The organism is Variovorax sp. F042 (assembly GCF_057814215.1).
In genome coordinates, this window is sequence record NZ_JBVASX010000001.1 from 65,018 (window position 1) to 77,086 (window position 12,069).

10 protein-coding genes are annotated in these 12,069 nt (G+C 64.9%); 7 read left to right on the forward strand and 3 right to left on the reverse strand.

Annotated features, from left to right (window positions below):
* Positions 1-143 precede the first annotated feature (143 nt).
* The 4 genes from pssA to ACZYSP_RS00330 all read left to right on the forward strand — a co-directional run bounded on the left by pssA (position 144) and on the right by ACZYSP_RS00330 (position 5,802).
* The gene (gene pssA / locus ACZYSP_RS00315) at positions 144-968 is read left to right on the forward strand and encodes a CDP-diacylglycerol--serine O-phosphatidyltransferase (RefSeq protein ID WP_093054430.1); all 825 of its coding nucleotides are present in this window, start codon (positions 144-146) and stop codon (positions 966-968) included.
* A gap of 187 nt (positions 969-1,155) precedes the next feature.
* Entirely contained in the window at positions 1,156-2,859 is a 1,704-nt protein-coding gene (gene leuA, locus ACZYSP_RS00320) for a 2-isopropylmalate synthase (protein ID WP_093054924.1), read from the forward strand.
* A gap of 57 nt (positions 2,860-2,916) precedes the next feature.
* Positions 2,917-4,455 (forward strand): 2-isopropylmalate synthase, encoded by a 1,539-nt coding sequence (locus tag ACZYSP_RS00325; RefSeq protein ID WP_093074882.1) that lies wholly within the window; start codon positions 2,917-2,919, stop codon positions 4,453-4,455.
* A gap of 117 nt (positions 4,456-4,572) precedes the next feature.
* Positions 4,573-5,802, forward strand: a complete 1,230-nt coding sequence (locus ACZYSP_RS00330) for a serine hydrolase (protein ID WP_093054434.1) — start codon at positions 4,573-4,575, stop codon at positions 5,800-5,802.
* 71 nt (positions 5,803-5,873) lie between these two features.
* Here ACZYSP_RS00330 and ACZYSP_RS00335 read toward each other — a convergent pair whose 3' ends face one another.
* Genes ACZYSP_RS00335 through aat form a run of 3 tightly spaced genes read right to left on the reverse strand, consistent with a single transcriptional unit; the run spans position 5,874 to position 8,233 of the window.
* Positions 5,874-6,701, reverse strand: a complete 828-nt coding sequence (locus ACZYSP_RS00335) for an IclR family transcriptional regulator (protein WP_093054436.1) — start codon at positions 6,699-6,701, stop codon at positions 5,874-5,876.
* A gap of 30 nt (positions 6,702-6,731) precedes the next feature.
* A complete protein-coding gene (locus tag ACZYSP_RS00340; protein ID WP_093074879.1) occupies positions 6,732-7,481 on the reverse strand; it encodes an arginyltransferase in 750 nt (249 codons plus the stop codon).
* Complete coding sequence (gene aat, locus ACZYSP_RS00345) at positions 7,478-8,233, reverse strand: leucyl/phenylalanyl-tRNA--protein transferase (protein WP_093074876.1); 756 nt, start codon at positions 8,231-8,233, stop codon at positions 7,478-7,480. The genes ACZYSP_RS00340 and aat overlap by 4 nt, the downstream gene beginning before the upstream one ends.
* Before the next feature lie 207 nt (positions 8,234-8,440).
* On the opposite strand from aat, the gene ACZYSP_RS00350 reads away from it, so the two are divergent.
* Genes ACZYSP_RS00350 through ACZYSP_RS00360 form a run of 3 tightly spaced genes read left to right on the forward strand, consistent with a single transcriptional unit; the run spans position 8,441 to position 12,058 of the window.
* On the forward strand, positions 8,441-10,771 hold the full coding sequence (locus tag ACZYSP_RS00350) for a xanthine dehydrogenase family protein molybdopterin-binding subunit (protein ID WP_093054442.1): 2,331 nt from the start codon (positions 8,441-8,443) through the stop codon (positions 10,769-10,771).
* Between the two features lie 34 nt (positions 10,772-10,805).
* Positions 10,806-11,720 (forward strand): helix-turn-helix domain-containing protein, encoded by a 915-nt coding sequence (locus ACZYSP_RS00355; protein ID WP_093174054.1) that lies wholly within the window; start codon positions 10,806-10,808, stop codon positions 11,718-11,720.
* Positions 11,699-12,058, forward strand: a complete 360-nt coding sequence (locus tag ACZYSP_RS00360; protein ID WP_093054451.1) for a VOC family protein — start codon at positions 11,699-11,701, stop codon at positions 12,056-12,058. Before ACZYSP_RS00355 ends, ACZYSP_RS00360 begins: the two co-directional genes overlap by 22 nt.
* The last annotated feature ends 11 nt before the right edge of the window (positions 12,059-12,069 follow it).

The window sequence follows — 12,069 nt, forward strand, 5'->3', positions numbered from 1 at the left end:
GGCCACCCGTTGCGGTGGCCCTTTTGTTTGACGGGGGCGACGCAGCCCCTGAACTACACTGCGAGCCATGCGATTCAAAGATCAAGATGCTATCGAATGGATAGCTGCTCGCGCAGTGCCCATGAGGGACGGAGGCAAATTCAATGCATGACGACACGCTCCCCGACGATGTGCAGCCGCGCAAACGCCGCAAAGGCATCTACATCCTGCCGAACCTGTTCACGCTGGCGGCGCTGTTCGGCGGGTTCTATTCTGTCGTGATGGCCATGAACGCGCGCTTCGACCTCGCGGCGCTCGGTGTGTTCGCCGCGATGGTGCTCGACAGCCTGGATGGGCGCGTGGCCCGCATGACGAATACACAGAGCGCGTTCGGCGAGCAGATGGATTCGCTGTCCGACATGGTGTCGTTCGGTGCGGCGCCCGCGCTCATCGCCTACGAATGGTCGCTCAAGGGCCTGGGTCGCTGGGGCTGGATTGCGGCCTTCGTGTACTGCGCCTGCGCGGCGCTGCGGCTCGCGCGCTTCAACGTCAACACCGGCGTGGTCGACAAGCGCTGGTTCCAGGGTCTGCCGTCGCCCGCGGCCGCTGCGCTCGTGGCGGGCTTCATCTGGCTTGTGAACGAGTGGGGCAAGCGCGGCGGCGAGGTGCTGTATCTCTCGTGGACGCAGATCACCTGGGTCACTTTCGGCTTCACGCTGTACGCGGGTCTCACGATGGTCACCAACGCGCCGTTCTACAGCTTCAAGGACATCCAGATGAAGAAGAGCGTGCCTTTCGCGGTGATCGTGCTGATCGCGCTGGGCATTGCCGTCATCAACATCCATCCGCCGACTGTGCTGTTCAGCCTGTTCGTCATCTACGGCCTGAGCGGCTACGTGGTCTATGCGTGGCGCAAGGCCAAGGGTCAGCCGGTCAGTGTGATCAGCACCTCGACGGAAGAGCCCGACGAACGGGGTCTGCACAACTGACCCGGTGGCTTGTGCTACATTCGCAACCCTCATGACCAAGATTTCGCTGCTGGCCCTACTAGCCCTCCCTCACGGGCGGAGACGGTAGCGCACGCGCAAATCCCTCACCACGGCCCGTTCGCACCAGCAACGGGCCGTTTGTTTTTGGGGTTGCTGGTTGATCACCAACCATCTCAGAGAAATCGACATGCTCAAGCAACCTCAAAGCAAATACCGTGCATTCGCCCCGATCGGCCTCAAGGACCGCACCTGGCCCGATGCCGTGCTGACCAAGGCGCCGATCTGGCTGTCGACCGACCTGCGCGATGGCAACCAGGCGTTGGTCGAGCCCATGGACATCGCTCGCAAGATGCGCATGTTCGAGACCCTCGTGGCCATCGGCTTCAAGGAAATCGAAGTCGGCTTTCCTTCGGCTTCGCAGGTCGAATTCGACTTCGTGCGTAAGCTCATTGAGGAAGACCGCATTCCCGACGACGTGACGATCCAGGTGCTGACGCAGGCGCGCGACCACCTCATCGCCCGCACCTTCGAATCGCTGCAGGGTGCTCCGCGCGCCATCGTGCACCTCTACAACGCCGTCGCGCCCGTGATGCGCCGCGTGGTGCTCAACATGGACGAAGACCAGATCGTCGAACTCGCGAGCAGCCACGCGCGCATGTTCAATGAGTTCGCCGCCAAGCAGCCGAACACGCAGTGGACCTTCCAGTACTCGCCCGAAATGTTCTCGGGCACCGACGTCGTGTTCTCGAAGCGCGTGGTCGATGCGGTGACAGAAGTCTGGGCGCCTACGCCGCAGCGCAAGTGCATCGTCAACCTGCCAACCACGGTCGAGCATTCCACGCCGAACATCTTCGCGGACATGATCGAGTGGATGCACCGTAACCTCGCGCGCCGCGACTCCATCGTGCTTTGCGTGCATCCGCACAACGACCGCGGCACAGGCACCGCCGCCGGTGAACTGGCCTTGATGGCCGGCGCCGAGCGCATCGAAGGCTGCCTGTTCGGCAATGGCGAGCGCACCGGCAACCTCGATCTCGTGAATGTTGCGCTCAACCTCTACACGCAGGGCGTTTCGCCCGAGCTCGATTTTTCGAACATCGACGAGATCCGCGCCACGGTCGAGCATTGCAACCAGATCCCGGTACATCCGCGCCATCCGTATGTAGGTGACCTCGTCTACACCTCGTTCTCAGGCTCGCACCAGGATGCGATCAAGAAGGCCTTCGCCGCGCGCAAGGAAGGCGACATCTGGGACATGCCTTACCTCCCCATCGATCCGAAGGACGTAGGCCGCAGCTATGAAGCCGTGATCCGCGTTAACAGTCAGTCCGGCAAGGGCGGCATGGCTTATCTGCTCGAGAGCGAATACGGCATCGAGATGCCGCGCCGCCTGCAGATGGAGTTCATGCAGACCGTGCAGCGCGTGATGGACGTCGCCGGCAAGGAACTCACGGCCGCTGACCTCTGGCAGCTGTTCGTGCGCGAGTACGGCATCGAAACCGCGCAGTCTTTGCAGAATCGTGTGATCGAGGAAGAAGGCGAGGGCGCCAACGCTTCCGTGGTTCTGCGCGGCGATCTGCCGTGGGATGCTGAAGTCCACGCCATCGAAGGCCGCGGCAATGGCCCCATCGATGCCTTCACGCAGGCACTGAGCAAGGCCACTGGCCACACGGTGCGCGTGATGGACTACCACCAGCACGCCATCGGCGCAGGTGCCGACGCCAAGGCGGTGGCCTATCTGGAACTGCGCGTCGACGAAAGCCAGACGCTGTTCGGTGTGGGCATCGATGCGAACGTGATCACGGCGTCGCTGAAAGCGATTGTTTCGGGCGTGCAGCGTGCACGGACCCGGGGCGCGCACGGAGCACAATCAGCGGTTGAAGTCGCCTGACGCTGCCGCGCCGACCTTGGTCGGGTGCGCGTGGGGGATGAACAACGGAGACCCACGATGACCGACCAACTTATTATTTTCGACACCACCCTGCGCGACGGCGAGCAATCGCCCGGCGCCTCGATGACGCGCGACGAGAAACTGCGCATTGCCAAGCTGCTGGAGCGGCTGAAGGTCGACGTCATCGAGGCTGGCTTTCCCGCCAGCTCGAACGGCGACTTCGAGGCCGTGAAGGCGATTGCCAATACCATCAAGGACTCGACGGTGTGCGGCCTCTCGCGCGCCAACGACCGCGACATCGCACGTGCGGCCGAAGCCCTGAAGGGCGCGGCCCGCGGGCGCATCCACACCTTCATCGCAACGTCGCCGCTTCACATGGAAAAGAAGCTGCGCATGTCGCCCGACGAGGTGCATGAACAGGCCAAGCTGGCCGTGCGCTTCGCGCGCAACCAGATGGCCGACGTGGAGTTCAGCCCAGAAGACGGCTATCGCAGCGACCCGGACTTCCTGTGCCGCGTGCTCGAAACCGTGATCAACGAGGGTGCCACCACCATCAACGTGCCCGACACCGTCGGCTACGCCATTCCCGAGCTCTACGGCAACTTCATCAAGATGCTGCGCGAGCGCATTCCCAACAGCGACAAGGCGATCTGGTCGGTGCATTGCCACAACGACCTCGGCATGGCCGTGGCCAACTCGCTGGCCGGCGTGAAGATCGGCGGCGCGCGCCAGGTCGAATGCACCGTCAACGGCCTGGGCGAGCGCGCGGGCAACTGCTCTCTCGAAGAAGTCGTCATGGCGGTGAAGACCCGCAAGGACTACTTCGGGCTCGACCTCAGGATCGACACGCAGCACATCGTGGCCGCGAGCCGCATGGTCAGCCAGACCACCGGCTTCGTGGTGCAGCCCAACAAGGCGGTGGTGGGCGCCAATGCCTTCGCGCACGCCTCGGGCATTCACCAGGATGGCGTGCTCAAGGCGCGCGACACCTACGAGATCATGCGTGCCGAGGATGTGGGCTGGACGGCCAACAAGATCGTGCTGGGCAAGCTCAGCGGCCGCAATGCCTTCAAGCAGCGCCTGCAGGAGTTGGGCGTGACCATGGCCAGCGAAAGCGACATCAACGCCGCGTTCCTGCGCTTCAAGGAGTTGGCCGACCGCAAGTCCGAAATTTTCGACGAGGACATCCTCGCGCTCGTCAGCGCGGAAGAGGTGTCGAACGTTGGTGAGCAGTTTGCTTTCGTCTCTCTCTCCCAGCACAGCGAAACCGGCGAGCGCCCCCAGGCGAAGGTCGTGTTCACCGTCCAGGGCAAGGAAGTCACCGGCGAATCCGACGGGAATGGCCCGGTTGATGCTTCCCTGAAGGCCATCGAGTCGCATGTCAAGAGCGGCGCCGAGATGGTTCTTTACTCTGTAAATGCCATCAGTGGCTCGACGGAAAGCCAAGGAGAAGTTACAGTCCGGTTACAAAACGCAGGGCGGGTGGTCAACGGTGTGGGTGCAGACCCGGACATCGTGGTTGCTTCGGCAAAGGCTTATTTGAGTGCGCTCAATAAGTTACAGAGCCAAGCTGAGAGAGTTGCGGCACAAGGTTAGGTTTTCAGGCGATCCTTGGTATTCGATTGAAGAAGAGGATGCAAGTAACTGATATTGCGTGCTTTTTTTGATTTGGATACACTGCGGTCCTCGTTTGTCGCCGCTGGAGATTTATTAATGCCCGAAGCCCGTCTACGCCGAGTTTCCAGCCAGCGGTTTCTACCCGCGTTCAAATTCATCGCCGTCGCGCTGTGCGCCACGGCGTTTTTGCTGCCTGGCGCCCAAGCAGCCAAGAAAGAAAAGCCCGCTGCCGCCAAGACCACAGTCGCCAAGAAGGCGAAGGGTCCGGTGCCGGTCGAGGTAAAGCGCAACGCCGCTTCGTCCAAAACCGCGCGCGGTCCCGTGCCCGTTGTTGTCGCCAAGCGCGGCGGCCGTGCCGAGAAGAGTGAGCGCGCCGAGAAGGTCGTTCGCGGTGGCCGCAATGTCGTGGCCACCATCCACAAGAGAAATGGCAAGACCGTGGTGGCCGTGCAGCGCCGCTCGGTGGTTCGCGTCGTCGAGGCGCCCCCCCGCCAATCCTTCGGCCAGATGGCCGGCCTGCATGGCACCGAAGACGTACTCGACCTGAAGTCGAGCGTCGCGCTGGTCATCGACCAGGACACGCACGAAGTGCTGTTCAGCAAGAACGACCACGCCGTGCTGCCGATCGCGTCGCTCACCAAGCTCATGACCGGCCTGCTCATCAGCGAAGCCCATCTGCCGAACGACGAGCTCATCACCATCACGCAGGACGACGTCGACACCGAAAAGCGCAGCAGCTCGCGCCTGACGGTCGGCACTACGCTGTCGCGCGGCGAACTGCTGCACCTGGCGCTGATGTCGAGCGAAAACCGTGCCGCGCATGCGCTGGGCCGCACCTACCCGGGTGGCCTGACGACTTTCGTGAGCATCATGAACGCCAAGGCCAAGATGCTCGGCATGAAGGACACGCGCTACGTCGAGCCCACCGGCCTGTCGAGCAGCAACCAGTCGAGCGCGCAAGATCTGGCGCTGCTGGTCAATGCCGCCTATTCCGATGCCACGGTACGTTCGCTGTCCACCTCGCCGGAATACCAGGTCGAAGTCGGCAACCGCGTGCTGCAGTTCAACACCACCAATCGCCTCGTGAAGAGCCCCGATTGGGAAATCGGCGTGCAGAAGACGGGCTACATCTCTGAGGCCGGCCAATGCCTTGTGATGCAGGCGAAGGTCGCCGGGCGCAAGCTGATCATGGTGTTCCTGGATTCGGCCGGCAAGTTCAGCCGCATTGCAGATGCCGAGCGGGTTCGCCGCTGGGTTGAGGCTACGCATTCCGTCGGTTCGCCGGCAGCTTCGTCGCGCAATGCTGCGTATCAGGTCGCGGGCTGATTGGTCAACCGCAGGCTGTAACGAAAACAGGCCCTTCACAGGGCCTGTTTGCTTTTGGGGATAGGCCCGGGTCAGGCGCCTGCTGGCGGCGTGCTGCCCGAAGGCGACGGCGTCGCAGCCGTGCCGTCCTTGAATCCCAGCGCGCCCGAGATTTCATTGGCCGTGGCCTGCAGCTTGGGTAGCCAGCCTTCGTCCAGCCGGTCAGCCGGTGCGGAGATCGACAGGCCCGCCACCAGCTTGCCCTGGTCGTCGTAGATGCCGGCGGCCATGCAGCGCACGCCCAGCTCCAGTTCTTCGTTATCGCGGGCAATGCCGTACTGGCGCGCCTTCGACAGTTCGCGCTCCAGTGCCGGCAACTGGGTGATGCTGTTGCGCGTATGGCCGGCCAGACCTGTGCGCGTGGCGTAGCTGCGCACGCGCTGCGGATCGTCCGCCGCCAGGAAGAGCTTGCCTGTCGAGGTGAGGTGAAGGGCAGCTCGGCCGCCGATGGCGCGCACCACCTGCATGCCCGAGCGCTCGCTGTAGGAGCGCTCGATGTACACGATCTCGTCGCCCTGGCGCATGCTCAGGTTGACGGGCTGCTGCGTCAGCTTGTGCAGCTCGCGCATCGGGCCCAGGGCGGCGTCGCGCACGTTGAGTCGGCCCTTGACCAGGTTGCCCAGTTCCAGCAGGCGCATGCCCAGCCGGTAGCTGCCGGCTTCGGGCCGATCGACAAAGCGACCAACCGCCAAGTCGTTCAGGATGCGGTGCGTGGTCGACGGGTGGAGCCCGGTTTTTTCGCTGATCTCCTTCAGCGAAATGGCCTCCTCGCGGGATGCCAGGACATCGATCAGCGCGAACATGCGCTCGATCACCTGGATCACGGGGACGGCGGGAATGTCGGATTGGTTTTTTCTCATGGCGCTTTGCGGTGATGACCGGGCGCCATTTTACCTTGTGAAATTGCCCGGCGCCTGCCAATGTCCGTCTACCAACACTTCGTGCGGGGAGAAGCGCGCCTTGTAGTTCATCTTCGGGCTGTGCTCGATCCAGTACCCGAGGTAGACGTGCGGCAGGCCCAGCTTGCGGGCCTGTTCGATCTGCCACAGTACGCTGTAGGTGCCGTAGCCCGCGCTGGTTTCGGGTTCGTAGAAGGTGTAGACGGCCGAGATGCCATCGTTCAGCACGTCGAGGATCGACACCATCTTGAGCGCCCCGGCACTGCCGTCGGGCAGCGTTTCGCGGAACTCCACCAGCCGCGAGTTGACCCGGCTCTGCAGCAGGAACTGCGTGTACTGGTCGATGCTGTCGTGGTCCATGCCACCTCCTGCGTGGCGGCCGTTCTGGTAGCGCAGGTAGAGCTGGTAGTGCTCGGGCATGAAGCACAGCTTGAGCACGCGCGCCTGCAGGTCGGCATGCTGCTTCACCGCACGCCGCTGGCTTCGCGTGGGACGGAAGTCGTTGGCCAGCACGCGCAGCGGGATGCACGCGCGGCAGCCGTCGCAATAGGGCCGGTAGGTGAACATGCCGCTGCGCCGGAACCCACTGAGCACCAGGTCGGAATAAGCGTCGTTGTGGATCAGGTGGCTGGGCGTGGCCACTTGCGAGCGGGCCTGCCGGTCCGGCAGATAGCTGCAGGGGTAGGGCGCCGTCGCGTAGAACTGCAGCGTGTGAAGCGGGAGGTCCTTGAGGTGCGTCACGTCGGGGAAAGAGGTCGCGCGGAAAGGAGTTCGGACCAGTATACGGGGTCGAATCGCCACCGTGGGCCCTCTTGTTGTCGCGCCCTGGCCACGTGCGCGACGAAGCGTTTGCGCGCCATCTCGTGGGCGCCGAGGCTTGCGAGGTGGGCGGTGTTCTGCTGGCAGTCGATCATCTGCACGCCGGAATGCCGGCACAGCGACACCAGCGCGGCCAGCGCGATCTTCGAAGCGTCCGGCCGGCGGGTGAACATCGACTCGCCGAACACCGCGCGGCCCAGCGAAACGCAGTAAAGCCCGCCCGCGAGTTCGCCGTCGATCCAGGTTTCGACACTGTGGGCATGGCCGGCGCGGTGCAAATTCGTATAGGCCTGCACCATGTCCGGCACGATCCACGTGCCTGACTGGCCCACGCGCGGAGAGCCCGAACAGGCCTTGATGACGGCCGCGAAATCGTGGTCGATGCGCACCTCGCAACCCGGCGTCTGTGCAAAGCGCGTCAGGGTCTTGCGAAGCGAGCGATGCAGCTTGAACTGCGCCACCTGCAGCACCATGCGAGGGTCCGGGCTCCACCAGAGGATCGGCTGGTCCTCGCTGAACCAAGGAAAGACGCAGTTGCCATACGCCTGCATCAAAGTATCGACATCGAGTGCGCCACCGGCCGCCAGCAGGCCGGGTACGGGGTCGGCCATACCCCAGGCCGATGCAGGATCGGGCAAGGCATCTCCGGGTTCGAGCCAGGGCAGTTGTCGCATGGGCGTAGGTATACACGGCTTCGCAAATTCCACTCCAGTTGGGCGAAAATCGCACACAGCCGACACCGCCACAAGGGTTCGGCTCACACGCCACGGCACCACAAAACCCGCCGGAAACCCTATAGTGCGCAGCTTGCATTCGCAGACCCACGCAAATCAGGCAGGCCCGCACATACGCCGGGGATGAGCACAAGAGGACCACGTACGTTGACCACTGAACCCAATCCCACGCGCTTCGGCAGCGGCCAGGCGGTGCGCCGCCTCGAAGACGAAAGCCTGCTGTCAGGCGCCGGCCGCTACACCGACGACGTCACGCTCCCCGATCAGGCGCATCTCGTTTTCCTCCGATCCTCCTACCCGCACGCACGCATTGTCTCGATCGACACCAGTGCCGCCGCCGCCATGCCCGGCGTGCTGCGCGTGATCACGGGCGCGGAAATGGCCCAGGCCGGCGTCAAGCCCATGCCGGGCGCCGCGGGCTTCAAGCGCGCAGACGGCAGCGACAGCGCCAGCCCGCCGCGCTACGCCATCGCGCATGAGCGCACGCGCTTCGTCGGCGAGGCAGTGGCCGCCGTGGTGGCCGACACGGTGCAGCAGGCCCGCGATGCGGCCGAAGCCATCGTGGTCGACTACGAAGACCTGCCCATGGTGGTCGACCTCGCAAGCGCCACCGCCGACGGTGCCCCGCAGTTGTGCGAAGAAGCCTCCGGCAACGTAGCCGCCGAAATGCGCCACGGCAGCAGCGAGGCCGCGATCGCCGCCTTCGCCAAGGCCAGCCATGTGGTTGCGCTCGACGTGAACAACCAGCGCGTGGTCGCCCTCACGATCGAGCCGCGCTCCGTGCTCGCGGTGCGCGACGGCGAAACCGGCCGCCTCATGATCCGCATGAGCACGCAGATGCCCTCCGGCGTTCGCGATTCCGTCTGCGCCGCCATCGGCCTTGCCAAGGAAAAGGTGCGCGTGGTGGTGGGCGACGTCGGCGGAGGCTTCGGCATGAAGACCGGCGCCTATCCCGAAGACATCGCCGTCGCCTTCGCCGCGCTGCAAGTCAGCCGGCCGGTGAAGTGGGTGGCCGACCGCAGCGAGGAATTTCTCTCGAGCGCACACGGCCGCGACATCGAGGCGCGTGCCGAAATGGCACTCGACGCCAGCGGCAAGATCCTGGCCCTGCGCATCAAGACCCTTGCCAACGTGGGCGCGTACGCCACCGGCACCGGCGTCGCGATCCAGCTGCTGATCGGCCCCTGGGTGCAGACCAGCGTCTACGACATCCAGACCATCGACTTCCATTTCAAGGCGGTGCTCACCAACACCGCGCCCACCGGCGCCTACCGCGGCGCTGGCCGCCCTGAGGCCATCTTCACCATCGAGCGGCTGATGGACGAGGCCGCGCGCCAGACCGGCATCGACCGCATCGTGCTGCGCCGCCGCAATTTCATCCGCCCCGAGCAGATGCCGTACAAGAACCCGATGGCGCAGACCTACGACACCGGCAACTTCGAGTCGGTGATGGACCAGGCGCTGACGCTCGCCGACTGGCAGGGCTTCGAGACCCGCGCGGCCGAGTCGGCCAGCAAGGGAAAGCACCGCGGCCTGGGCATCGCCACGTTTCTCGAATGGACCGGCGGCAACGTGTTCGAAGAGCGCGTCACGGTCTCGGTGCAGGCAGATGGCGTGATCGAGGTGTTCTCCGCCGTCAATGCCATGGGGCAGGGCATTGCGACCTCGCTGGCTCAACTGGCCGTCGATGCCTTCGGCGTGCCCATCGAGAAGGTGCGCGTGGTGCTTGGCGACACCGATCGCGGCGACGGCTTCGGCAGCGCCGGCTCGCGCTCGCTGTTCACCGGCGGCTCGGCCGTGCGCATCGGCGCCGAGCGCACCATCGACAAGGCGCGCGAACTGGCCGCGCAGGAGTTCGAGGCTTCCATCGACGACATCGTGTACAGCCGCGGCGTCTTCAACGTGGCCGGCACTGACCTCGAGCTCGACCTCTTCGCGCTCGCCGCCAAGCAGCCCGAGCGCGAAATCTTCGTCGACTCCACCAGCACCGTGGCCGGCCCGACCTGGCCCAACGGCTGCCACATCTGCGAGATCGAGATCGATCCGCCCACCGGCGAAATCAGCGTGGTGGCCTACAGCTCGGTCAACGACGTGGGCCGCGTCATCAACCCGATGATCGTGCGCGGCCAGCTCGAAGGCGGTGCGGTGCAGGGCATCGGGCAGGCGCTGTACGAGCAGGTGGTGTATGACCACGAAACCGGCCAGCCCGTCACCGGCAGCCTGATGGACTACGCGGCCCCGCGCGCCGACATCGTCGACACCATGTTCAACATGGAGATGGACGAATCGACGCCGTGCAAGAACAACCCGCTGGGCGTGAAGGGCGTGGGCGAGCTCGGCACCATCGGCGCCACGCCGGCCATCGTGAATGCGGTGGCCGACGCCTTTGCGCGCAACGGCCTGGCCACGCGTGCTCCGCGCCTGCACATGCCGCTGAGCCCTGCACGCGTGTGGCAGGCCATGCAAACGGTCGATTGAGCAATCGTTTCCGTGGGACAGAAAGGCGCCGGCCATGCTCGTCACCACCGAACTGCAGACCGACCCGATCCGCGTCTCCAGCTACCGCTGCGACGCGGGCCCCGACGCGCAGCCCTTCACCGAGCTGCACGAGGGCTATTCGGTCTCGTATGTGCGCAAGGGCAGCTTCGGCTACCGCACGCGCGGCCATGCCTACGAGCTGGTCGCCGGTTCGGTGTTGGTCGGCTGTCCGGGCGATGAATATGTCTGCACGCACGATCACCACGTCTGCGGCGACGAGTGCCTGGCCTTTCACCTGTCGCCGGGTTTCGTTGACCTGATCGGCGGCGACCAGAAAACCTGGCGCACCGGCGGCCTGCCGCCCCTGGCCGAGCTCGTGGTCATCGGCGAGCTCGCGCAGGCTGCGGCCGATGGGCAGAGCGACGTGGGCCTGGATGAACTGGGCATGTGGTTCGCGAGCCGCTTCGTCGAAGTTGTGTCCGATCAGACCAAGCCCAAGACCGCGCCCGTCGCTGTGGCACGTGATCGCCGCCGCGCGGTCGATGCCGCGATGTGGATCGACGCCCACTCGCAGCACGACATAGGCCTCGACGGAGCGGCCGCCGAGGCCGGCCTGAGCTCCTTCCATTTCCTGCGGCTGTTCTCGCAGGTGCTGGGCGTCACGCCGCATCAGTACCTCGTGCGCTCGCGCCTCCGGCATGCCGCGCGCCTGCTGGCCGACGACGACAGCCGGCCCGTGACCGAGGTCGCGCTCGACGTGGGCTTTGCCGACCTCAGCAATTTCGTGCGCACCTTTCACCGCGCCGCTGGTGTATCGCCGGGCAGCTTCCGCAAGGCGGCCCAGGGCGACCGCAAGATTTTCCAAGACCGCATTGCCGCGCTCTTCCATGATGACCGCCTGATCCATCCATCGAGCAGGAAGCCATCATGTACGACCACATCGGACTGAAAGTCAAAGACCTCGCCGCGAGCCGCCGCTTCTACGAAGCTGCGCTCGCGCCGCTCGGCCATGTGCCGGGCCCGCATGACGACAGCTATGCGGGCATCGGCCCGGCTGACGAGCCCGCGCTGTGGCTCTACGCGGCCAAGGGCGCGAAAGGGCCCGGCACCCACATCGCCTTCCGCGCGCCGAACCACGAGGCCGTGGCCGCCTTTCACAAGGCCGGCCTGAAAGCAGGCGGCACCGACAACGGCGGCGCGGGCCCGCGGCCGGACTACAGCCCGACCTACTACGCGGCGTTTCTCATCGATCCCGACGGCAACAACGTCGAAGCTGTCTGCCCCTGAAGCGAGGTTTG